Genomic DNA, 24,019 nt, shown 5'->3' with positions numbered 1-24,019 from the left:
ATATATGGATAGTAGAAACATTGAAATAGCTGAAAGAAAAGACAAAAATTTATTATTAGATATTTTAGGCTGTGGCAAAGTTACTATGCGAAAAAATGAAGAGTATTTAAGAACAATTAAAGATAGGTTTGTCTTATTTTGTGTTACAAAAAATGATATTATTTTTAATGGTAGTGAATATGATGGAAATATTTTAGAAGGGGAAACGTTTGTTGCGTTTCCTTTTCAAGATTTTAAAATTAAATCGCATGATAATGATACTTGTTTTTACTGGATTGAATTTACTGGTTTTATGATTGAAATATATCTCGCTAGAGGTAACATATATAGATGGAACCCAAAAATTGAGAATGATAAGGAGAATTTTTTATCTAAGCAATTAACCAAAATTTATGATAAAGCTCAGAATTTGCCTAATAGATATTGTACAATAGCTTCTCTTTTATATTCTATGTTCTCTTATTTAATTGAAATTAATAATTCTATGCTTAGAATAGATGTAAGAAATAATGCAGCTTATTTAGTATCTAATACCTTAGAAACTGTTAGAGGTAATATTTCTAAACCAATTTCAATTGATGAGTTAGCAGAACAAAGTAATTTAACTAGGCGTCAATTAAGTATTGCATTTAAAAATGCAATTAAAATGACTCCAAAAAAATTCTTTATTTTGTTAAGGATTCAAAAGGCTTGCCAATTATTGAGAACAACAAATGATACAATTGCAACGATTGCTTCAAAAGTAGGTTATAGTGATCAATATAATTTTTCAAAATCTTTTAAAAAAATAACAGGTTTGACAACTCTTCAATATAAGAGAGGCGAAGAGTGGGAACCTGAAATTGATTGTGAATTAGTTTATGAAAAATTGACAAATTCTGTTAGATATATTCAACCTATTGATGATTAATCATTAATATCAAGAGTTTTTAAAGTCTTGATAGTTTGATTTAAAGTATTCAAATCAACCATTTCTAATAATTTAGGAGCTTTTATTTGATGATTATTTAAGCTATCAAATAATGCTTTGTAATTCATTACACCACTACCAATTGGTAAATCTCCAATTTTGTTTCCATGATTATCTATTTTGAAATCTTTTATATGTAAAGCTACTATATCTTTATATAAAACATCTAAAAAGTAATCATGAAATTTTTTTTGAGCTTCATAAGTTGGAACTTTTTTTACACTTCCATCTATTTCTTTTATAGCTTGTTTGCTCATTAAATTTACACTATCATAGATTATTTTCAAATTTTCACATTTAAATTTATTTAGCATATTAGTTGTTCTTTCGATTGAACAAATAGTATGTTTATCAGCTACTGGTTCAATAGTTATTATTGAATTATTTTTTTGAGCAATAGGGAGCATTTTATCTAGAAAATTATAGAAAATAGTTAGGTTTTTTTGACTAAAAGTCTCAATATCATATTCATCATTTAGATTTGTAATACCCGTTTCTGTTGCAACATAGGGGCAGTTTAAATACCTAGCCTTTACTAAGGCTTTTTCAAAATCATCCCATTGTTTTTTTCGAATTTCTATATTCGGATGAATAGGATTAATATAACAACCAATTATTGCAATAGAGATATTATTTTCTAATAATTTTGTTGAAAATTCTTTTGCTACTTCATTTGGTAAATTAGAATATGAATTATAGTTGTTTAATACTTTCGATAAAGCAAATTGAATACAGGTTGGTGTATTAAATTTTTTTATTTCATTTATTAAGCAATCGAAATCATCAAATTTTCCAAAGTCATGGGCTCTAAATCCAATCATAGATATTCCTCAATTTTTTCTAGATTATAATCATAATTAAATTCAACTAACTGATTATTTAAATAAGATTGAGTATCTTTAATTTCCATTTTATTTGATTTTAATTCTTCAAAAGTTAAATAATTTTTTTCTTTATTGTATGTTATTTTTGAAGCTTTAAAACTATTAATAAAATCAGTAAATGATGAATCATCTCTTTTACATCCACATTTTATAATAACGGCTTGATTTAAACCTTTTGCTATAACTTCTTTATTCGTATTAGCTCCTGAAGTGGTTTTTTTATAACCATTTGAAAACCAGATAGCTAAATAAGTATCATCTTTTTTTAGAAATAAATAATTATTTTCTTCAATTGTTGCATCATAATTATCAAATAGTACATAAGCATGAATGGCATGAACTAATTCTTTTTCATCAATTTTAAAATTCATAAGTAAAGTATTTTTTTCTTGGAAAACATATGGATTTGTGCCATTTCCAGCCCAATAACTTGGTCTGTTTTCTCCGCTGAAGGATCTTTCCCCTGGATTGTTAATAAAGAATTGCTCGCAATTCTTAGCTAGGGTAACATTCATTATATGTTGTTGATGCCCATGTTTATAGGGATTAAAAGCTTGAACAGAAGATAACATATAATCTTCAGTTTTATAGGTATAAATATTTACTTTTTTTAAGCCTTGCCCTTGTTTAAAAATTAAGTTTTTATTTTTTTCTGGATTATAATCTGAAATTTTAATATCGCAAGTATAATTAGATAAACAGAAAAGAGGGACTGCTTGAGTTCTTCTACCAACAAAACCTTCTTTAAATCCAATCCAAGAAAAGAAACTTGTTTCAACTTGTTCTCTACTTTTAAGTGTTTTTTCATAACATCTTCCATAGGATGTTGATAAGATACCATTGAAAGACGCATAAGCGATTAACTCAAAAACATAATCCAATGCTTTTTTAGCAAGATTCTTAATTTCAATATCTTCAGATAATTCATATAAACTAAAGAATCCAATTAAATCAATAGGAATATATGTTGCACTATTCCATTCACCAAAACCAAATTTGAAGAAGGAATCAAACCAGCTTATAAGTCTATTTTTTCCAATTTGTTCTTGCTCTTTGCCTTTCTTCTTGCTAACAGAGAAAACAGCATCTGGAAACATTTGTCCTGATAAAAATTGAGCAGTATGGAATAGAAGCGCATGATTTTCTGAAAAATACCACATTACATCATTGCCCGGTTCATCAATCCAAAATCTAAAATTGATAATAGTATTATAAATTTTGTTATATAATTCAGTCGATAAATATTCTTTATATCTTTTTATTAATATAAGCATTGGAGAAAAAACGAAATCAGCACAGTCTGCTTTATCTTCAATAGTTTTTAAACTTTTTAAGATGCCTTGTTCACATTTTTTGCTTACTTTCTTCTCTCTATCAATCATTAAAAGAGAGGTCGTAATTGAAGCTGTGCCATTTTCTATTATATAGGAAGCAGCTTGCTCTTTTCTTTCATTAATTGAAGCTAATGGAGCTTTTTCAATATTAAGAGGAGGTCTAATAGCTAATAGTAAAATCCTATAAACTGTTTGATTTTCAATATTAATTCCTAATTTTAATTTATATACTCCTGTTCTAAAGTCTTTAACATTTCCTAAGGTTATTTTCTTTTGATTATTTTTTATTTGATATTTAACCACATCTTCTTCAAATAAATCTGGAGAATCTTTTTTATCTACGCTAAGTAGTAATTCTATTCCTTCATTAAAAGGACAATTGTCAAAATCTAAATAGATAATCCCATCTGTATAAACATCTCTTTTAAAATAACAACTTTTTAACCAATTTTCATAATTGTTTAAAATATTAGCATCGCCATTAAAAGGGAGTACCCCAATAATTTTTTCATCATTTAATGATCTAATTTCAAAATAGAAAAATACATCTCTTTCCGCTAATTCTTCAGCATAGACTTCAATAGTATGTTTTCCTTCAGTTAATAAAAGATCTAATACAGTGCTAGTTGCAATGTTTCTAGTAAAAGGAGAAAATTCTAGTTCAACTTTTTTATCTACCCAGATTTTAATAGCTCCACAAGTATAAATCTCAAAACTATATTTCTTTGTTTCATTTACTTCGATAGAAGTTAGGGCGTGCACTTCCATTTTATGAGGAGTACTAATAAAGGTAGAAAAATCAACACGATTATTCTCAAAAGGGAAATATACATGATCATAATCTTTTTTATATCTTTCTACATTTGATAAACTATGTTGTTTAATAAAAGCTTCTCTAACAGGATATATTATTTGGACATATCCTTCTCCAGAATTAATTTCAGCATTAAAGGTTTTACATGGGGATTCAAATGGTGTGATTTTAACATCACTAGTCCACCACCGTGTAATACTTTCATTTTTATTTATCTCATATTTAATTTCAGACATTAGATTCTCCTTTTAATTATTTAAAATTTTAACATTGTTTTTGGCAAAATCTACTCATTTTTTTTTATTTTGCAAAAAAAATGTTGCATTTTTTGTGTTAGTGAAACACAATTGATTTATGCAAAATTTAGAAGAATTAAAATATATTGAAAAATATAGAATTACTATTAATGAAGATAAAGATGAATTATTTTATAGTTTTGATTATGATGTTAGAAGTTATAAGATTAATATGGAATTTCAACATTTCCATAATTTTTATGAAATTTTAATTTCATTAGATGATAAAATTTCTCATATAATTGAAGGTAGATATTTTGACTTAAATAAATATGATATTGTTTTATTAAAACCTTCTAGATTACACAAATCAAAATATCATCAAGGAAATCCAAGAAAAAGAGTCATTATTAATTTTAATATCCCATATACAATGTTTGGATTAAATGGAGATTTAAAAAAGCTTTTCTCTACATTTGAAAATGATGTCCCAATTTATAGATTTTCTTTTGAGGATAGACAAAAAATCTTTAGTCCTTTAAATGAAATTTTTTCAGCACATTATAATAAAGTATCAAATAATAGATTGTATATTCATTCTAAATTTATTGAGTTTTTATATAATATTTTAGAATATAAGGAAAAGAATTTGTTTGAGGTTGAACAGATAGGTAATTCAATTACTCAAAAGATATATGAAATTTCTAGTTACATTCACTTAAATTTGAATAAAGAATTAAACCTAAATTATATAGCTGATTATTTTTCTATTAGTCCCTGTTATTTATCTCATCAATTTAAAGAAATTACTGGTTTTACTTTAATTAATTATGTTCAAATGACTAGGGTTAGGGAAGTTCAAAGTCTACTAATTAATACGAAGAAACCAATAAAGGAAATTGGTGAAGAATGTGGATTTAATTCTTTTAGTCAGTTTAATAGGGTCTTTAAAAAATATGTAAAAATGTCTCCTTCTCAGTTTAGGAAAGTTGGGAATGGAGATATGAGAAAACTTTTAAGATTTAAGAATTTTAATTAATTAAATAACAAAAAATGCAATATAATTTTGATTTTTAAGCAAATAATAAGTAGTTTATGCTTTTTTTGGGTGTTAAAGTTTTTTTATAAAAGGAGCTTTTACATGGAATATTATCCCAAAAATGCCATAGGAGATGGAATTGTTGATGATACAATAGCCATACAAACAGCAATTAATAATAATGATATTGTTGTATTTAAAAGTGGTAAGATTTATAAAACTGGTTCTTTAATATTACATGAAAATCTTCATTTACATTTTGAGAAAAATTCAAAATTACTAGCTAGTGATAATATAGATAAATATATTAAACCAGGGGATATTGATAATGATTCTAATAGGGGTGTTGGTACTCCTGTAACAAGAAAACCAGCTTATGCTTTTTTATATTCTTTAAATGCAAATAATATTACAATAGATGGTTATGGAACTATTGATGGGAATTGTGATTGTTTTGTTCATACTATAAATAAGTATTATAAAAATGGGGATTTCTATCCTAGACAAACTCTATTATACGTAGAAAATTGTAAGAATTTAGTAGTAAAAGAAACAACCTTTATTAATGCCCCATTTTGGACAATTCATTTTGCGGGGTGTAAGGATGTATTAATTGATTCAATACAAATCGATAATCCTTTAGATGTTGCAAATAGTGATGGTATTGATCCTGATCATAGTCAAAATGTAATAATTAAGGGCTGTAGAATTTCCTGTGCTGATGATTGTATTTGCTTAAAAAATTGTAATGGTAATAGTGAATATCCTCCAACAAAAAATGTAATAATTAGTGATTGTATTTTAACTAGCACTAGTGCTGCTTTAAAAATTGGAACAGAAGGTGTTGATTCCTTTGAAGATGTTTTAATAAACAATTGCCAAATAATAGATAGTAATAGAGGTATTTCCTTGCAAATTCGAGATTCAGGAAATGTCAAAAACGTTAGATTTTCTAATATTATCATAAAAACAAGACGCTTTAGTGATGATTGGTGGGGTACTGGTGAACCTATTTCAATAACAAGTTTTAATAGAAATTCAAATACAATAAGTGGATTCATTGATAATGTAGTATTTGAAAATATATATATTGAAAGTGAAAGTTCTATTTTGTTAGCAACAGATGATAAGAGCAAAATAGGAAAAATTAAATTTAATAAAATAGATATGAATTTGAAAAGTAAAAGTAAGTGGTCCAAGGATAAAATTGATTTAAGACCAAAGTACGATGAGCCACAATTTATTTATAATAAACCCTCACTTTTTATTTTAGTTAATTGCTTAACCCCAGAGATTAATGACTTTGAATCAAATATAGATAAAGAGAATTTTAGTGCTGAAATAATAAAAATTTCATAGTTAAAAAATTAGTAAATATAGTGTTTTTTACTTAAATTATAGCAAAAAATGCAATGTATTATTAAATATTAGATAGTTTATATGTGTTTTTTTCACAATTGAATAATAAGATTTTTGTTATTTGATATTAAGGAGGCTTGTTTGAAATTACAAAAAAAAGGAAATTATAAGAATAATTTGGATACAAAACAAAAGTGGGCTTTATTATTTTGTGCACCAAATATATTGTTTTTCTTAATATTTTTTATAGCTCCAGCAACACTTGGAATTAGTTATTCATTTACTAATTATAATGGTCTTTCTCGAATGGACTTTGTTGGACTAGATAATTATTTTAAACTTTTTAGTGATCCTGAATTTTATAAAGTCTTATTTAATACAGTGAAATTTACTTTATTTTGTGTACCTCTTGGTTATTTTACTGCTTTGTTTTTAGCACTATTGTTAAATAATGAATCAATAAAAGGGAATTCTTTTATGAGAATCTTAATCTATTGGCCAACTTTATTATCAACAATTATGGTTGGGCTTACTTGGAGATGGATTTTTGGTGAGAATTTTGGAATATTAAATTATTTATTAGAAATGGCACATTTATCAAAAATAAAATGGGCAACTAATGGTAATGCTGCTTTTATTACAACAATAATTGCTTTTGTTTGGGCCAATTGTGGTACCAATATGTTAATTTTTATTGGGGGATTAAAACAAATTCCTAAGTCTTTGCATGAAGCCGCAAAAATTGATGGAGCTACAGCTTTTCAAGATTTTGTTAATGTAACCCTTCCCGGTTTATCAGCTGTATCTTTCATGATAATAATCTTATCTGTAATTAGTGCCTTTAAGTCTTTTGCTATGATTTTAACCTTAACTGGTGGCGGTCCAGGTTCAGCAACTACTTATATGATCCAATATATTTATCAAACTGGTTTTGACAAAATGCAAGTTGGTTATTCCTCTGCATCCTCAATGGTGATGTTTGTAATCTTAATTATTATTTCTGTAATTCAAACCAAACATAATGCAAAAGCTGAGAGGGAGTAGTATATGAAGAATAAAAAAAATAATACATTAAATGGTTTTCTAGGATTGTTTTTTGGAATAATTTGGGCATTTCCTGTTTTTTGGTTAATTGTTAGTTCTTTTAAAAATGGGACTGAATTATTTGCATATCCTATGACTATTTTTCCAAAGAGTCCTAGTTTTGATAATTATATTACTGCTTTATTTAGATTTGATTTTTTAAGATATACATCAAATACCGCTTTTATAACAATTATAGCAACAATAATAACTCTAATTATGAGTTCAATGTGTGGGTTTGCTTTAGCTAAATATAAATATAAATGGTTAAATATTTTATTTATTTGTTTATTGGCTACAACGATGTTACCAACAGAAGTAATTATGCGTCCTAGTTTTACTGTAATTTATAAGCTTGGGTTATATAACACTTTATGGGCTTGTATTTTACCAACAGTTGGTACAATGACTGGTGTATTTTTAATGCGACAATTTTTTACATCAATTCCTGATGATTTGCTTGAGGCAGCAAGAATTGATGGCGCAAATGAAGGCCGTATTTTTATATCTTTAATGTTACCACTATGTAAGAGTCAATTAGCTATTTTAGGTATTTTTTCTTTCAGATGGAGATGGAATGATTTCATTTGGCCATTAATCTCTTTAAGATCTCCAGAAAAATATACTTTACAAATTGCTTTAAGAACATTGTCTGGAGCAGAAGCTGTTGATTGGACAACCTTATTATCTGCATCAGTGTTAACAATGATTCCAATATTAATCGTATTTATAATTTTTAATAGGCAAATTATGAGCACCAACGTTACAAGTGGTGTTAAAGGATAATAAAAAATTTTTTTATAAGGAGATAAAAATGAAAAAAATTTTAACAGTGTTTCTTTGTTTATTAGTAAGTATTAGTTTATTTGCAAACGGAACAAGTGAAAAAACATCATCAAAAGGAGATGTTCAAACATTAGAAATTCTATTATCAGACGATAGTTTAGAAGGTGGCGCAATGGCTGCTATTGTTGAAAAATGGAATTCAACTCACGAGGAATTTAAAGTAAAAATTAATGAAATCGCTTATGGTGATATGAAGACTCAAATCATGAATAGAGCTTCAGTAAATGAATTGCCAGCATTAGTTAAAACTACTGAAATGGATGCATATGCTGATTTCTTATTACCATTAGATGATACATCCTTAAAACAAGCAGATTTCTTAAGAGATGTAACAAGAAATGGCCAATTATTAGCAACTCCAATTAACTCAACTGCAGTTGGAATGATTGTTAATAAAACTGCTTTTGATCAAGCAGGTGTAGCTTATCCTACAGAAGAATCTCAAAGATGGACCTGGGATGAATTCATTGAAGCTGTAAATAAAGTAGTAGCTAATTCTGATTGTGATTATGGTATTGTAATTGATCATAGTGCACAACGTATTCAAACATTACTTTATCAATTTGGAATGCAAATTTTTGATCCAAATGATGCTAGTAAAATTGCTTTTGATTCACCAGAAACTAGAAAAGGTTTAGATTTCTTATTAAATATTTATGATCAAAATATTTCTCCAGCTTCAGTAGGGCTTGGTACAGAAAATGCTCAATCAACTTTTAAAACAGGAAAGGTTGCAGTTCATATGTCTGGTAACTGGGTATTAAATGATTATTCAAAAAATATCACTAACTTCGAATGGGATCCTGCTTTAATGCCTTATACAACTGATAGAGCAACTTGTTTAGGTGGTAACTACTTATATGCATTTAAGGGAACAGGATTAGAAAAAGAATCAAAAGAATTTATTGAATGGTTCTATCAACCTGAAAATTATTCACTATATTGTTCTGTTGGTAACTATTTACCATCAAAGACAGGTATCAATGCTACATATACTGTTAAGGGTATGGATATTTTCAATGCAGAATTAAATGCTACAGTTGCTCAACCAGCTTTTGATGAAGCAGTTAGAAATGCACATCCTGGTGAAACTTATGGTAATGCATTAAGAGATGCTGTTGATAAAGCTATAGCTAAAGAATTAGATACAGAAGGTGTAATAGATTATTTCACTAAGGCAATTTTAGATAACTATACAAACGTTTCAATGAAATAAAATAACAATTTTATTTATGGGGGAGTTATCTCCCCCGATTTTTGATATTAGTAACATATAAGGGAAAATATGAAGAAGCAATTATTAAACAAATTAAATTTACTTATTGAGAGTTTTCAATCAATTTTATATGAAAAAGATGAAGCTTTTTTAACAAACATGGAAAAAAAGAATTTAGCTGGAGATAATATAAACAGATATAAATTTTGGGAATGGACACAAGGGGTTGGATTATATGGCCTTTGGAAATTGTTTGAAATAACAAAAGATAATAAGTATTTAAATATGATTGAAAAATATTTTTCATTGTGCTTTGAGATAGGATTACCTTCAAAAAATATTAATACAGTTACTCCTATGCTTACATTAGCTAAATATGCAGCTTATACAGAAAATGAAAAATATAAAGAAGAATGTGAAGCTTGGGCAGATTTTATTCTAAATGAAATGACTAGAACTGCTTTTGGTGGGTTGCAACATCAAACAAGTGATTCTGTTAATAGACAAGAATTATGGGATGATAGTTTATTTATGTCTGTTTTATTCTTAGCAAATTGGGGAAAATTTACTAATAATAAAAAATATATCGATGAAGCAAATTATCAGTTTTTAATTCATTCTTATTATTTAAGTGAAAATAAAAATGGATTGTGGTATCACGGTTGGACTTTTGAAGGGAATCATAATTTTGTTGAAGCTTTTTGGGGTCGTGGAAACTGTTGGATAACAGCGGCCATTCCAGAATTCTTATCTTTAGAAATCTCAAGTGAAAGTGAAGCTCGATTCTTGAAAATGTTGTTATCAAGGCAAATTGAGACATTAATTGAATTCCAAGATAAATCTGGATTGTGGCATACCTTAATAGATGATGAAACTTCATATTTAGAAACCAGTGCAACTTGTGGTTTTGTTTTTGGAATTTTATGTGCCATTAATCAAGAAATTATTGAACCAAAATATTTAGATAATGTTGATAGAGCTATTAGTGCAATTTTAGAGAATATAAATGAAGTTGGAACTTTAGAAAATGTTTCTTATGGGACTCCAATGGGTAGAGATTCAAAACAATTTTATAAGGATATACCAATAAAAACCATGCCCTATGGCCAAGCTTTAGCTATGTTGGCTTTAGTTGAGAAGCTAAAATATGATAAATAAATTTTAAGTTTTATTTTTCTTTTTGTTTGTGTTTAAATTTTATATATAGGTAAAAAATTTTTATTTTACTAACCAACAAATACAGCTCAGTTTTTAATTTACTAAAACTGAGCTGTTATTATATATTTGTATAAAAATTATAAGATAAAGGAGAATCAAGTAATAATTTTTATTTATGGAGCATTACTTTAATTGCATCTCCGGGTTCTGTGGCTGCAAATTCAAAAGCTTCAATTGCATCATCAAAGTTGTATCTATGAGTAATTAAAGGTTTTACATTTAGAGTTTGAGAGCTAATTAATCTAAGAGATTTTTCAAACATATTAACATATCTGAAAATACTATAAAGAGTAATTTCTTTTGCTTGGCATCCAACAACATCTAATTTTACAGGTTCTATTGGCATTCCAATCATAACAGCACGACCACCAGGCCTTACAAATTTAGTGAAGGTTTCCAAAATACCTTTTGCACCTGTTGCTTCAAAAAAGATATCAACGCCATAAGGAGCATTTTTATACACTACTTCTTTTAGGTCTTCTTCTTTTGAATTTACAGTTATAATTGAAGGATAATTTTCTTTTACAATGTTTAATTTTTCTTCTTTAATATCAGCAATAATAACTTTTGAACAACCAGAAGCTAATGCTGAAATAGCCGTAACTATACCAATAGTACCAGCACCCATTACTAAAGCTATATCACCAGGTTCTATTTTTGCTTTTTTTGCTGAATACATTCCTATAGCCAAAGGTTCAACTGCTGCACCTTCTTCGAATGAAACATTTTCAGGAAGCTTAAATGTTAAAATAGCTGGATGAATAAAAGACTCTCTTAAACAACCATGAATAGGGGGGGTAGCCCAAAATTTGACTTCTGGATCTAAGTTGTACATTCCATTTAAAGTTTCTTTGCTTTGAAAGTTTGGAACACCAGGTTCCATGCAAACTCTATCGCCAACTTTAAGATTTTTTACATTTGATCCAATTTCAGTAATTATACCACTTGCCTCATGGCCTAATACCATAGGTTCTTTGACAATAAAGTCTCCAATTTTTCCATATTTATAATAATGAACATCGCTTCCACAAATACCAACGCATTGAGGTTCTATACGTACATCATTTGGAGACAGTTTTTCTTTTATATCTATATCTCTGATAGATAGTTTTTTAATTTCTTCAAGAACTAATGCTTTCATTTTTCTGTATCCTTTTTTTGATAATCTATATAAAGTTTTGCATGAAAAAAAAATCATGTCAAGAAAAATCTATCGAATAATTAATTATAATTTGCGCAAATTAGATAAAAAAATATTTATATATAAAGTTATAAATAGCTATATTATAAGGAAATAAATATTTTAAAAAATTTCTTGACAAGGAAAATTAATATGATAATATAAGGCATAAAGAAAAATTTTTATAAAACAAAAGGAGTGATTGGATGGTGAAAAAATTTTTATTATCAATATTGTTGTGTTGTTTATCTGTAAGTATGTTATTTGCAAGCGGATCTTCAGAATCAAAGGATTCAGGAGAAAAAGTTTATAAAGTAGCATATATCGCAAGAGCTCAAGCTGATTCATTTGCTGCATGGTTAGCTAACTCAGTAAAGGCAGAAGCTGAAAAATATCCAAATATTGAATTAAGTGTATTTGATGGACAAGCTTCTGATGATATTGAAAATTCCATGATTGAAAATGCTATTACAAATCAATTTGATTGTATTATTATTCAACCAAATAATGGTGAATCTCAAAGACCTTATGCAGAAAAAGTAGTTCAAGCTGGAATCAAATGTATTACAACTAATGCTCGTATATCAGGAATAGATGGTGCATCCTCAGTTGATGCTGATCCATATGAACAAGCAGCTGTTAATGCAAGAGTAGCAGTAACTCAAATTCCTAAGAATGCTAATGTAGTAGTATTGTTAGGCCCTCCAGGAAACTTCCATGCAGATCAAAGAAGAATTTCTTGGCAAAAAGAATTTTTTGACAAACGTTCTGATGTAACAATTGTAGGGGAGCAAATTGCTAACTGGAATAAAGATGAAGCAATGGCTCACATGGAAGACTGGGTACAAGCAAACGATAAGATTGATGCAATCATTTCTATGAATGATAATATGTGTGCTGGTGCAATTGAAGTAATAAAAGATATGCCTGAATATAAAGATATTTTATCTTATGGTGTTGATGGAACAGCTGAAGCTTGTTTATTAATTAAAGATGGTAGAATGACTTCAACTTGTTTACAAAGTGCATTTGATTTAGCAACAAATCTTTTAGCAACTGCAAATACTTTATTAACTAATGAAAACGCAGAACCAATTAATATAGATATTGATTGTCCATTAGTTAATGCAGATAACGTTGACCAATATATTACAATGTATAAAGAAGTTGGCTTTATTAAATAAGAAAATAGTAATTAAAAATTTATGAGGTGTATCTACTCGATATGCCTCATATGTTTATATAAAAAACAGAGGGATGAGTTATGAGTCAATATAAATTGGAAGTCACTAATATTGAAAAATCTTTTCCTGGGGTTAAAGCCTTAGATAATATTAATTTTGCTGTTAGACCTGCAACTGTTCATGTTCTTTGTGGAGAAAATGGAGCTGGTAAATCTACATTAATGAAAATAATTAATGGAGTTTATCATCAAGATGCTGGTGATATAAAAATTGATGGAAAAGTAGTCAATATAAAAAACCCAATTCAAGCAAGAGAAAATGGGATTTCTATGATATTTCAAGAATTAAATTTTGTTCCTGAAATGTCTGTAGAAGAAAGCTTGATTCTAGGTAAATGGCCTAAAAATAAAATTAATAGAATTGATTGGAAAGCTATTAGAAAAAATGCAATAGATTTATTAGAAAGTGAAAATTTATCTTATAATCCACAACAAAAAGTAAAAGAATTATCAGTTTCAGATTGTCAAATGTTAGAAATATTGAAGGCGGTATCAAATAATTCATCAATAATAATTATGGATGAACCAACTTCAGCTATTTCAAATAAAGAAGTTGAAAGCTTGTTTAAAAAGATATTTGAGTTAAAAGAAAAAGGTGTCGCTATAATTTATATTTCTCATAAAATGGATGAAATTTTTAGGATTGCTGATGATATTACAGTTTTAAGAGATGGTATGGTAGTTGATTCAAAGCCTGCAAAAGAATTAACAATTGAAAAAGTTATTAATTTAATGGTTGGTAGAGAATTCGATAGTAGTAATTATCCAAAAGAAGATATTGAGATTGGGGATGTAAAACTAGAAGTAAAGAATTTTTCTAAAACTGGAGTTTTTAATAATATTAATTTTAATGTCAAAGCAGGAGAAATTGTAGGTTTTGCTGGACTTATGGGTGCGGGTAGAACAGAAGTAATGAGAGCTCTTTTTGGTTTAGATCCATATGATGAAGGTGAAGTATATTTATCAAATAAAAAAATAGAAATTAGCAATGTTGAAAATAGTATAAAAAATAAATTAGTAATGCTATCCGAAGATAGAAGACGATTTGGCATAATCCCTGTTAGGGATGTAAAAGAAAATACTACTTTATCTTCATTGAAACAAATTTTTTATCATGGGTTTTTACATTCAAAAGAAGAAATTGATAGTGTAAATAAAATTTGTGTAGCTATGAATGTAAAAACTCCTAGCATTGAAACTGCTATTGAAGCTTTAAGTGGAGGAAATCAACAAAAGGTTGTTTTGGCAAAATGGATGTTAAGTAATCCTGATGTATTAATTTTAGATGAACCAACTCGTGGTATTGATGTAGGTGCTAAGTTTGAAATTTATAAATTAATGACCGATTTAGCAAAAGAGGGTCGTGCTCAAATAATGGTATCTTCTGAATTGCCTGAATTAATTGGTATGTGTGACAGAATTTATGTCATGGCTGAGGGAAAAATTCAGGGTGAATTAGTTAGAAAAGATTTTACTCAAGAAAATATTATGCGTTATGCAACTGGTGTAATTTAAAATAAGGAGTGTTTGTTTTGGAAAATAAATTAAAAAAATATGGTCGAGTTTGGTCAAATTTGACAAAGAAATATAGTATATTTATGGTTTTAGTTGTTTTATTCATTGTGTTTACTTTCGTGAATGAAAACTTCTTTTCACCGAGAAACTTATCAAATGTTTCAAGGCAGATTTCTGTTACTACTATTTTAGCTTTTGGTGAAACTATTTTGATAATATGTGGTATGTTGGATTTATCTGCTGGCTCAGTTTTAGCTTTATCAGGTGTATTATCTGTTGCTGCATATCAAAGTTATAATTCAATGATTTTTGCTTTTTTTGTTGCAATTATTGTTGCCGTTTTTTGTAATTTTTTAAATGGACTTATGGTCACAAAGTTTAAAACTCCGCCATTTATTGCTACTCTTGCAATGCAAGCAATGGCTAGAGGTGGCGCTCTATTATTTACCAATGGTCAAAATATTTATCAAATTGGAGATTATGTTAAGGTAGGACAAGGATCAATTGGTTTTATCCCAACTCCAGTTATATTTTTAGTTATTACTTTAGTCTTTACTTGGTATATATTAAGAAATACAGGATTTGGTCGTTCTCTTTATGCAATCGGTGGTAATGAAGAAGCTGCTGTAGCATCAGGTATTAATGTTAATAAGAATAAAATGGTTGCTTATTTAATTAATGGTGTTTTTGTTGGTATTGCTGGTGTATTATTTATGTCTAGAGTTAATGCAGGTCTTCCAAATGGTGCAATTAATTATGAATTTACGGCTTTAACTTCTTCTGTTATTGGTGGTACTAGTTTCTCTGGTGGTATTGGTACAGCTGGTGGTACTGTAATTGGTGCTTTTATTGTTGGTTTCTTAAATAATATTATGAACCTACAAAATGTTAATTCATATTTGCAACAAGTAGTACGTGGTGCAATTATTGCTTTAGCTGTTATTTATGATATATGGTCCAAAAATAGAAGAACAAAAAGCCATATTGGAAATATTAATAGTAAGAAAAGTAATAAAAATGTTGACAAAAAAGAAAAACCAACAAATAAAATTGAATGATTATTTATATTTTTAAATAATAAAAAGATAAAAAAATAATTATATTGAAAGAATAATATTATTAGATTAGAATTAAAAAAATATATCTGCAGAAGAGGAGTTTTAAATAAATGAGTAGTAAAAAACAAGTTACTTTAAAAGATGTTGCCAATGCTGCAGGTGTATCAATTTCAACAGTATCCCATGTAATTAATAATACTAGATTTGTAAAACCTGAAACCCGAAAACTTGTTGAAAAGACAATGGATGAAATGTCTTTTGAAAAAGGTAAAGGATTTTCAAAAAAAACTAGATATATTGGTTTAATTGTTGCTGATATTACGGAAGACTATTCAATTTCTGTTATTAAATCTATTGAAAATCATTGTAGAACAATTAATTATTCTATTATTGTATGTGATTCACAAGATGATTATGAACTAGAAACTCAAAACATTAATAAACTTTTAGATAATGAAAGAGTTAGTGGAATTATTATCTCTCCTGTTGATGCATATAATTGTAATCCAAGATTAAAAATTACAAAAGTTCCAGTAGTTTGCTTTGATAGAAAGTTTGAATATGTAAATAAAGTATTTTTTGGTATTAATAACCTTCAATCTGGTTATTTTGCTTCAAATTATTTGTTTAATCATAATTGTAAAAATGTTGGATTTATTGGGTACCCACAAGAAGTTTATAGTGTTCATCAGCGTGAATTAGGTTATCGACTTAGTTGGCAAGAGAAATATAATGAAAAATTACCTAAAATTCAGAAAATTAATTATTTTCAGGAAGACTCAGTAGAGCTTATTGCAAAATTCATTACTAAAAATAAAATTGATGGACTAATTTGTGCTACTTCTGGTGTTTGTTATTTAGCTATAAAAGCTATAGAACTTTTAGACCTTAAAATCCCAAATGATATTAAAATAGTTACATATGATAATAATAAATGGTTTGATATGCTTCAGTATCCAATTTCAGTCATTACTCAGCCTACAAAAGAAATAGCTAAGGCTTCTGTTGATATGATAATTCATTTTATAGAAAATCCTAATAATAGCAGTATTGAACAATCTGAAATCTTGTATGAAACAGGATTTATAGATCGATTGTAAAATTAATAGGAGTAAATTGTGGCTATAGTAGCTGGAATTGATTGTGGTACTCAAAGTACAAAAGTTGTATGTTATGATTCGGATAGTAAAGTTATAATTGCTAAAGCTTCTTCTGCTCATGAACTAATCAGTAAAGAAGATGGCACTAGAGAACAAATGGCTTTTTGGTATATTGATGCTATAAAAGATTGTTTTTCTAAACTTCCAAAAGAAATAAAGTCAAAAATTAAAGGAATTGGAGTTTCTGGACAACAACATGGTTTTGTAGCTTTAGATGATAAAAATGAAGTTTTAGTCCCTGTTAAACTTTGGTGTGATACCTCTACTGTTAACCAATGTAATGAAATAACTGAGATTGTTGGTGGAGAAAAAGAAGTCTTTAAAGAGCTTCAAAATCAAGTTTTACCTGGGTATACTGCTTCAAAGATTTTATTCTTAAAAGAAAATCATAAAGACTTATATAATAAATTATCTTGTATTTTATTACCTCATGATTATATTAATTTTTATTTAACTGGAACCCTAACAATGGAGGAAGGTGATGCAAGTGGCACAGCATTATTTGATGTAAAAAATAGAAAATGGTCTAAGAAAATATTAAAAGCAATAGATGAACAAAAAGATTTATTAGAGTGTTTACCTAACATTATTAAATCTGATGAAGTTCAAGGTATTGTTAGAGATCAAGTTGCCAAAGAATTAGGTTTAAAATCTGGTGTAATTGTTTCTTGTGGTGGTGGGGATAATATGATGGGCGCCATTGGTTGTGGTTGTACTCATGAAGGATCCTTAGTAATGAGTATGGGTACAAGTGGTACTCTTTTTGGCTATAGTGAGAAATTAGTTAGTGATGTTGATTCTAGATTAGCTGCTTTCATTTCTTCTAGTGGAGGGTATTTGCCTTTACTTTGCACAATGAATTGTACAGTAGTTTCTGAACAAATTAGAGAATTATTAAATGTTTCAGTTAAGGAATTAGATTCTTTAGCTTCTTACGCAAATATTGGTGCTAGTGGAATATGTATTCTTCCTTATTTCAATGGGGAAAGAGTTCCTAATTATCCACATGGAGAAGCAGTTATTTTAGGAATGAATACTACAAACACTTCAAGAGAGAATATAGCTAGAGCTGCATTGGAAAGTGCTGTATATGCTATGAAAATAGGTTTTGATGCTTTTGTTGAATTGGGATTTGATGCAAAAGAATTAAAATTAATTGGTGGTGGAGCAAATAGTAATATATGGGCACAAATGGTTAGTGATATATTAAACTTACCTGTTGCAATCCCAGGAATAAAAGAAAGTGCTGCATTTGGCGGAGCTATTCAAGTATTAAGTTTATTAGAGAAGATTAGTATAGATGAATGTGCTTTAGAGCATTGCGAGATGAATATAATTGGTAGGTATTATCCTAATATTGAGAATAATGAAAAATATCAAAAAGCATATTTAAAATATAAAAAATATGATTTAGCTCTAAGTCCAATTTTTAAATAATTTATTTAAATTTACTTTTATATTTTAATTATATAATTTGATTTTAATAATTAAGGAAATATTAAATAATTATTAGAATTGAATGTAAAAGTTAGTTTATATTGGTAAATAAACAAAAAAGACTACTTAAATTGAATATATTTTGTTATAATGGAAAAAATTTAAAAATTTAAGGGTGATTTACTATGTGCGGGATAGTTGGATTTTGTTCAAACGGGGAGAAGGGTTTAGATGCATCAAATATCTTATTAGATTGTTTATCTAAACTAGAGTATAGGGGATATGATTCTGCTGGCATTGCTTTATTAAATAATAAAGATTTACAAATTAGAAAGGCTAAAGGAAGATTATCAAATTTAGAAAAATTAGTTAAAGAAAAACCAATTCATGGCTCAGTTGGTATTGGACATACTAGATGGGCAACTCATGGAGAACCTAGTGATGTAAATTCTCATCCCCATACGGATGTTAGTAATGATATCGCTGTTGTTCATAATGGTATTATTGAAAATCATGTAAAATTGAGAGCTTGGTTAGAAAAACATAATGTTAAGTTTCGAAGTGAAACAGATACAGAATGTATAGCCCATTTAATAGATTTTCATTATAACGATGATTTATTATTAGCTGTTTCTGAAGCACTAAAAAGAGTTGAAGGTTCTTATGCTTTAGCTGTTGTTTGTAAAAATGAACCAAATTCTATTGTTGTTGCAAGAAAAGACTGCCCTTTAATAATAGGAAGAGCTGAAGAATATAATTTATTAGCTTCTGATGTAACTCCTTTATTAGAATATACAAGAGAAGTTCAATATCTTGAAGATAATCAAATTGCAAAAATAACTGCTGATGAAGTTCAAATCTATGATTATGAAGGTAATTTAATAGATGTAGAAATTTCTCATGTTGATTGGGATATGCAATCAGCCCAAAAAAATGGTTATGAACATTTCATGCTTAAAGAAATCTTTGAACAACCATATGCTCTTGAACAAACTTTTAAGGCTAGAGTTTATGGTGGTAAATTGGATTTAGGGAAGATTGATGAAGCTGTCAAAAATGCTAAAAAAGTAGTCATTATTGGTTGTGGAACAGCATATCATGCTGGAGTAGTAGCAAAATATGCTATCGAACATTATGCTAGGATTCCTGTTGAGGTTGATGTAGCTTCCGAATTTAGATATAGAGATCCAATAATTAATAAAGATGATTTATGTATTGTAATATCTCAATCTGGAGAAACTGCAGATACTTTACAAGCTATGAGAATCTTGAAGAAAAAGGGTATAAATATTATAGCAATAACCAATGTAGTTGGTTCAACTGTTTCTAGAGAAGCTGATTATGTAATGTATACCCAAGCTGGACCAGAGATTGCAGTTGCCTCTACTAAGGCTTTTACAACTCAATTAATGTGTGTTTTCTTATTAACTTGTGCTTTAACAAAAGATGAGAATGTTGCTAATAAATTAATGAGTGAGTTAGAAACTTTACCAAGTAAAGCTCAATTAATTACTGAAAGACAAGAAGAAATTCAACGTTTTGCTGCGAGACAGTTTAATAAAACAAAGGTATTTTATTTTGGTAGACAAAGTGATTTTGCAATATCTTTAGAATCTGCTTTGAAATTAAAAGAAATAAATTATACCCACTCAGAAGCTTTTGCTGCTGGAGAATTAAAACATGGTCCAATAGCTTTACTTGATGAAGATACTTTGGTAGTTGCTTCTTGTTGTAATTCAAAACTTTATGACAAGATGGATTCTAATATAAAAGAAGTAAAAGCTCGAGGAGCAAAGGTTCTAGCTATAACATTTGAAGGAAATGATGTTTTTGATAAAGTTGCGGATGAAGTGTTCCAAATTCCAAAAACTGATTCTTATCTCTCTCCTATGTTAAGTGTAATTGTAACTCAGTTATATGCTTATTATTGTTCAATTAACAGAGGAAATGATCCTGATCATCCAAGGAATTTAGCAAAAAGCGTTACAGTTGAATAGTAAAAAAATAAGGGAAAATGATTTTATTTGTTTCTTCACATTTATGATGATATAATTGTTATATATTCTTTTAATAATATGGAGGCGTTTTTTTGTTTTTGATTAGTGATAAAGAAAAAGAACAAATTGAATCGTTTCCTATTGCCATTAGCCTTGCACAAATTATTGATGAAAAATTAGAATATTTTTTAGTTTCTGATGGGTTTTGTAATTTATTTAGAATTGATAGAGAGACAGCAATATTAGGATTAAATAATAAAGAGTATTCAAAATTAGATAAATTTGATGAAGTATGGGTTAGAGAAGTTGAAAGTAATTTTATTAAAGGTGTAGTAGAAAACTTTAATATTACTTGTAGACTTAAACTTAAAGGAGATAAAGATTTTTTAATTATTAATATTAATGCAGAGAAAAAAATAATTGATGGCAAAGTTTTTGTTTATTTTTCCTATTCTGATATCTCTAATAGTTATGTCCAAGAAACAAAAGTATATAAAATCTTTCAAGAACAAAGAACAAAAATTGCCGAAGAAAGTCCAAATGCTATTATTGTAATAGCAAAGAAGGATTATAGAATTTTATATTTAAATCAAGTTGCAAAAACAATGTTTAAAGATTCTTCAACCTTATCAGATAATTGTAAATGTTATAATTTAGTAAAAAAAACTGATAAGCCTTGTGATTATTGTCCTATTGCCTCTAATAAAAATTCTGATTCTTTCTTTTTTCAAAAATTTGTTGAATTAGACAAAGAATTTAAAATACATTTTGCTGAAACAATATGGGATAATGAAGAAGCTTATATTGAGTATTTAATTGATGAAACTGAACAGAGAAGAAATCAAAGATTATTTAATTTATATAAAGATCTAATTGAACATAGAAAGAATACTGATTCAGAAATTGGTGCTTTATATTGTTTTGATTTAGTAACTCAAAAAATTGTTTTTTATTTTACAAATGCTTCAAAATATAATTTTGATGGTAAGACTTTTGATGAAGTCGTTACATATTATTATCCAAATATTGTAGGTGATGAGGATAAGAAAAAATTTAAAGATTATTTTAAATTTGAAAAAATTAAAGCTCATTATTTTGATCAAAAGTCTTCTCAAGTTGAATATCACCAAAAAGTTGGAGATAGTATTATATACATGAGAGCAAATTATAATTTCTTAGTTGACCCTATCTCAAAAAATCCTTTAGTTGTTATAAATGTTTTAAATGTCACAGATAGAATTGAAATGGAAAAAATGCTCAAAGCTATAGTTTCTTATCAAAATGAATTTGTAATGAGACAAGATAAAACAACTGAAACATGTATTGTTTATTCTAGAGGGAATACTTTTTTAGGGTTCCCAAAAGGATATAGTAGATACACCTATAAAGAATTAGAAAATTATATTCATGATAAAGCTGAAATCATTAGTACCTCTGGTGAAAAAAGATTGAAATCTTGTCGCGATAGAGAGGCCTTAATAAAGGATAAACCATATTCAGTAGTTTATAAAATAAAAGTTGATGATGAAATTTATTATAAAAGAAGTTTAGCTTTTAGAGACGCTGAAGGGGATTTATTTACTGTTGTTTATGATGTAACTGATATGACTAAAGAAGCTGAGAAGAGAAATGAAAAATTAAGACTTGTTAATAATAAATTATTTGTTGCTCAAAGAGAAACTTCTATTGCAAATAAAGCAAAATCTGAATTCTTATCTAGAATGAGTCATGATATGAGAACTCCTCTAGGAGCTGTTATTAGTTTATCTGATTTTGGAATAAGTGAGTGTGAAGATAATATTTTTATAGAATACTTCCAACAAATTAAAGAAAATGGAAATTATTTATTATCATTGATTAATGATATTCTAGACTATCAACAAATTGAAAGAAATCAAATTGTATTAGAAGAAAAACTTTTTAATGTTGCTTATAATTCTGAAGCAATTAAAAAAATTGTTATTCAAAGAGCTAGAGAAAAAAATATTTCTTTCATTATTGATAAAGGTAAAGCTATTAATTATAAATACGTAATTGTTGATTCAAAAAGAGTTAAACAGGTTTTAGTTAATGTCTTAAATAATGCTATCAAGTATACTAACCCCGGAGGAATTGTTAAGTGGGCTATAACTGTTGAAAGAAATAGTAATAAGCTATTTGTGACACATACAATTTCTGATAATGGTGTTGGAATGAGTAAAGAATTCCAAAAACGTATGTTTGAACCATTTGCAAAAGAGACAAATTCTTTATCTGCAATTGAAGATGGGTCAGGGTTAGGATTGGTTATTGTAAAAAGAATTGTGGATGCTATGAATGGGTCAATAGAATGTGAATCAGAAATAGGTAAAGGAACTACTTTTATAATTAAAATCCCAATAAAAATTCCAACAGATGAACAAGTAAAGGCTTATTTAAAATCTTTAGAAAATGTTACTCCAATTTTTGATTTTACTTCATTAAAAGTCCTTGTCTGTGAAGATATTAAAATTAATCAAATTATAATTAAAAAGATTCTAGAGTCTAAAGGCATAATTGTAACAATTGCAAGTAATGGACTAGAGGGATTAAATTTAGTAAAAACTCACCATTATGATGTTGTTTTAATGGATATAAGTATGCCTAAAATGAGTGGAATTGATGTAACAAAAAATATAAGAAAATTTAATAAAAATTTACCAATTATTGCATTAAGTGCAAATGCTTTCTCGAATGATATTGATAGATATCTTAAAGCTGGTATGAATGCATATCTTTCAAAACCCATAAATCAAGATGAACTGTTTATAACAATTTCTAAATTATTAGAAAATAATTAAATCTTATTTTTTATTGGGTATTTAATTTTACAATATATATTGTGTATAATTTTCAATATGTTATAATAATTTTCAATGGAGAAGTTATGAAAAAAGTGATTAAGAATGAGTTAACCGCTCAGGATATAGAATTATTATATGAAACTGTTCGTATTGCTCATGAGGCAGTAGAAAGAGGTTGTCATCCTTTTGGAGCTTTATTAGCTGATAAAGATGGAAATATTTTAATTGAAATTGGCAATAATAAAGATGCCAGTCCATGTTTACATGCTGAGACTTCAGTTATGATTGAAGCAGGTAAGAAATATAGCCCAGAATTTTTAAGTACATGTAGTTTATATACTAATTTTGAACCTTGTGTTATGTGCACAGGTGCAGTTTATTGGACCAATGTTGGGAGAATAGTATTTGGTCTAACAGAAGCTGAATTATTAAAACAAACAGGAAATCATGAAGAAAATCCTACCTTTGACTTGCCTTGCGATGAAGTATTAGAGCATGGTCAAAGAGAAATGATTGTTTGTGGTCCTACAAGTGATGAAAAATTAAAAGAAGCTATATTAAAGGATCATTTAAGTTTTTGGAATTAAAAAGGTAAAACTTTTTTATAT

The 24,019-nt window shown here is 27.7% G+C and carries 18 protein-coding genes; 15 read left to right on the top strand and 3 right to left on the bottom strand.

Annotation, left to right across the window (positions count from 1 at the left end):
* Positions 1-4 precede the first annotated feature (4 nt).
* A complete protein-coding gene (locus tag ACZ5RS_RS02290; RefSeq protein WP_464637260.1) occupies positions 5-910 on the top strand; it encodes a helix-turn-helix domain-containing protein in 906 nt (301 codons plus the stop codon).
* Here the strand turns inward: ACZ5RS_RS02290 and ACZ5RS_RS02285 are convergent.
* Both ACZ5RS_RS02285 and ACZ5RS_RS02280 read right to left on the bottom strand, forming a co-directional pair.
* Complete coding sequence (locus ACZ5RS_RS02285) at positions 907-1,791, bottom strand: sugar phosphate isomerase/epimerase family protein (protein ID WP_464637259.1); 885 nt, start codon at positions 1,789-1,791, stop codon at positions 907-909. The two genes, ACZ5RS_RS02290 and ACZ5RS_RS02285, sit on opposite strands and share 4 nt — an antisense overlap.
* Positions 1,788-4,238, bottom strand: coding sequence for a hypothetical protein (locus tag ACZ5RS_RS02280; protein WP_464637258.1), 2,451 nt, complete (start codon positions 4,236-4,238; stop codon positions 1,788-1,790). Before ACZ5RS_RS02280 ends, ACZ5RS_RS02285 begins: the two co-directional genes overlap by 4 nt.
* A gap of 118 nt (positions 4,239-4,356) precedes the next feature.
* Between ACZ5RS_RS02280 and ACZ5RS_RS02275 the strand changes: the two genes are divergently transcribed.
* The 6 genes from ACZ5RS_RS02275 to bglB all read left to right on the top strand — a co-directional run bounded on the left by ACZ5RS_RS02275 (position 4,357) and on the right by bglB (position 10,939).
* A complete protein-coding gene (locus ACZ5RS_RS02275) occupies positions 4,357-5,277 on the top strand; it encodes an AraC family transcriptional regulator (protein ID WP_464637257.1) in 921 nt (306 codons plus the stop codon).
* A 102-nt stretch (positions 5,278-5,379) separates the two neighbouring features.
* Positions 5,380-6,636 (top strand): glycoside hydrolase family 28 protein, encoded by a 1,257-nt coding sequence (locus ACZ5RS_RS02270; RefSeq protein WP_464637256.1) that lies wholly within the window; start codon positions 5,380-5,382, stop codon positions 6,634-6,636.
* A gap of 141 nt (positions 6,637-6,777) precedes the next feature.
* Positions 6,778-7,680 (top strand): carbohydrate ABC transporter permease, encoded by a 903-nt coding sequence (locus tag ACZ5RS_RS02265; RefSeq protein WP_464637255.1) that lies wholly within the window; start codon positions 6,778-6,780, stop codon positions 7,678-7,680.
* A 3-nt stretch (positions 7,681-7,683) separates the two neighbouring features.
* Positions 7,684-8,505 (top strand): carbohydrate ABC transporter permease, encoded by an 822-nt coding sequence (locus ACZ5RS_RS02260; protein WP_464637254.1) that lies wholly within the window; start codon positions 7,684-7,686, stop codon positions 8,503-8,505.
* A 28-nt stretch (positions 8,506-8,533) separates the two neighbouring features.
* A complete protein-coding gene (locus ACZ5RS_RS02255) occupies positions 8,534-9,781 on the top strand; it encodes an ABC transporter substrate-binding protein (protein WP_464637253.1) in 1,248 nt (415 codons plus the stop codon).
* Positions 9,782-9,850: 69 nt separating this feature from the next.
* Positions 9,851-10,939: a beta-galactosidase BglB gene (bglB, locus tag ACZ5RS_RS02250; RefSeq protein WP_464637252.1), complete on the top strand. Its 1,089-nt coding sequence runs from the start codon at positions 9,851-9,853 to the stop codon at positions 10,937-10,939.
* A gap of 169 nt (positions 10,940-11,108) precedes the next feature.
* Here the strand turns inward: bglB and ACZ5RS_RS02245 are convergent, their stop codons facing one another.
* Positions 11,109-12,140 carry an NAD(P)-dependent alcohol dehydrogenase gene (locus tag ACZ5RS_RS02245; RefSeq protein WP_464637251.1) on the bottom strand — a complete coding sequence of 344 codons (1,032 nt, stop codon included), beginning with the start codon at positions 12,138-12,140 and terminating at the stop codon, positions 11,109-11,111.
* 245 nt (positions 12,141-12,385) lie between these two features.
* Between ACZ5RS_RS02245 and ACZ5RS_RS02240 the strand changes: the two genes are divergently transcribed.
* From ACZ5RS_RS02240 to ACZ5RS_RS02205, 8 genes are all read left to right on the top strand, one after another.
* On the top strand, positions 12,386-13,363 hold the full coding sequence (locus ACZ5RS_RS02240; RefSeq protein WP_464637250.1) for a sugar ABC transporter substrate-binding protein: 978 nt from the start codon (positions 12,386-12,388) through the stop codon (positions 13,361-13,363).
* Positions 13,364-13,443: 80 nt separating this feature from the next.
* Positions 13,444-14,937 carry a sugar ABC transporter ATP-binding protein gene (locus ACZ5RS_RS02235; RefSeq protein ID WP_464637249.1) on the top strand — a complete coding sequence of 498 codons (1,494 nt, stop codon included), beginning with the start codon at positions 13,444-13,446 and terminating at the stop codon, positions 14,935-14,937.
* Positions 14,938-14,954: 17 nt separating this feature from the next.
* A complete protein-coding gene (locus tag ACZ5RS_RS02230) occupies positions 14,955-15,995 on the top strand; it encodes an ABC transporter permease (RefSeq protein ID WP_464637248.1) in 1,041 nt (346 codons plus the stop codon).
* 110 nt (positions 15,996-16,105) lie between these two features.
* Positions 16,106-17,095 (top strand): LacI family DNA-binding transcriptional regulator, encoded by a 990-nt coding sequence (locus ACZ5RS_RS02225; RefSeq protein ID WP_464637247.1) that lies wholly within the window; start codon positions 16,106-16,108, stop codon positions 17,093-17,095.
* An 18-nt stretch (positions 17,096-17,113) separates the two neighbouring features.
* Positions 17,114-18,592 carry a xylulokinase gene (xylB, locus tag ACZ5RS_RS02220; protein ID WP_464637246.1) on the top strand — a complete coding sequence of 493 codons (1,479 nt, stop codon included), beginning with the start codon at positions 17,114-17,116 and terminating at the stop codon, positions 18,590-18,592.
* A gap of 185 nt (positions 18,593-18,777) precedes the next feature.
* Positions 18,778-20,589, top strand: coding sequence for a glutamine--fructose-6-phosphate transaminase (isomerizing) (glmS, locus tag ACZ5RS_RS02215; protein WP_464637245.1), 1,812 nt, complete (start codon positions 18,778-18,780; stop codon positions 20,587-20,589).
* Between the two features lie 98 nt (positions 20,590-20,687).
* Positions 20,688-23,408 (top strand): hybrid sensor histidine kinase/response regulator, encoded by a 2,721-nt coding sequence (locus ACZ5RS_RS02210; protein ID WP_464637244.1) that lies wholly within the window; start codon positions 20,688-20,690, stop codon positions 23,406-23,408.
* 86 nt (positions 23,409-23,494) lie between these two features.
* Positions 23,495-23,998 carry a nucleoside deaminase gene (locus tag ACZ5RS_RS02205; protein ID WP_464637243.1) on the top strand — a complete coding sequence of 168 codons (504 nt, stop codon included), beginning with the start codon at positions 23,495-23,497 and terminating at the stop codon, positions 23,996-23,998.
* The last annotated feature ends 21 nt before the right edge of the window (positions 23,999-24,019 follow it).

It is taken from the genome of Pleomorphochaeta caudata (genome assembly GCF_055395745.1).
Note: the sequence above shows the minus strand (reverse complement) of the source record. Positions and strands in the feature narration are given on the sequence as shown.

Coding starts and splice junctions, on each gene's coding strand:
- bglB (WP_464637252.1), top strand. CDS start 9,851: ATGAAGAAGCAATTATTAAACAAATTAAATTTACTTATTGAGAGTTTT.
- ACZ5RS_RS02280 (WP_464637258.1), bottom strand. CDS start 4,238: ATGTCTGAAATTAAATATGAGATAAATAAAAATGAAAGTATTACACGG.
- ACZ5RS_RS02225 (WP_464637247.1), top strand. CDS start 16,106: ATGAGTAGTAAAAAACAAGTTACTTTAAAAGATGTTGCCAATGCTGCA.
- glmS (WP_464637245.1), top strand. CDS start 18,778: ATGTGCGGGATAGTTGGATTTTGTTCAAACGGGGAGAAGGGTTTAGAT.
- ACZ5RS_RS02205 (WP_464637243.1), top strand. CDS start 23,495: ATGAAAAAAGTGATTAAGAATGAGTTAACCGCTCAGGATATAGAATTA.
- ACZ5RS_RS02290 (WP_464637260.1), top strand. CDS start 5: ATGGATAGTAGAAACATTGAAATAGCTGAAAGAAAAGACAAAAATTTA.
- ACZ5RS_RS02270 (WP_464637256.1), top strand. CDS start 5,380: ATGGAATATTATCCCAAAAATGCCATAGGAGATGGAATTGTTGATGAT.
- ACZ5RS_RS02245 (WP_464637251.1), bottom strand. CDS start 12,140: ATGAAAGCATTAGTTCTTGAAGAAATTAAAAAACTATCTATCAGAGAT.
- ACZ5RS_RS02285 (WP_464637259.1), bottom strand. CDS start 1,791: ATGATTGGATTTAGAGCCCATGACTTTGGAAAATTTGATGATTTCGAT.
- ACZ5RS_RS02275 (WP_464637257.1), top strand. CDS start 4,357: ATGCAAAATTTAGAAGAATTAAAATATATTGAAAAATATAGAATTACT.
- ACZ5RS_RS02255 (WP_464637253.1), top strand. CDS start 8,534: ATGAAAAAAATTTTAACAGTGTTTCTTTGTTTATTAGTAAGTATTAGT.
- ACZ5RS_RS02260 (WP_464637254.1), top strand. CDS start 7,684: ATGAAGAATAAAAAAAATAATACATTAAATGGTTTTCTAGGATTGTTT.
- ACZ5RS_RS02235 (WP_464637249.1), top strand. CDS start 13,444: ATGAGTCAATATAAATTGGAAGTCACTAATATTGAAAAATCTTTTCCT.
- ACZ5RS_RS02240 (WP_464637250.1), top strand. CDS start 12,386: ATGGTGAAAAAATTTTTATTATCAATATTGTTGTGTTGTTTATCTGTA.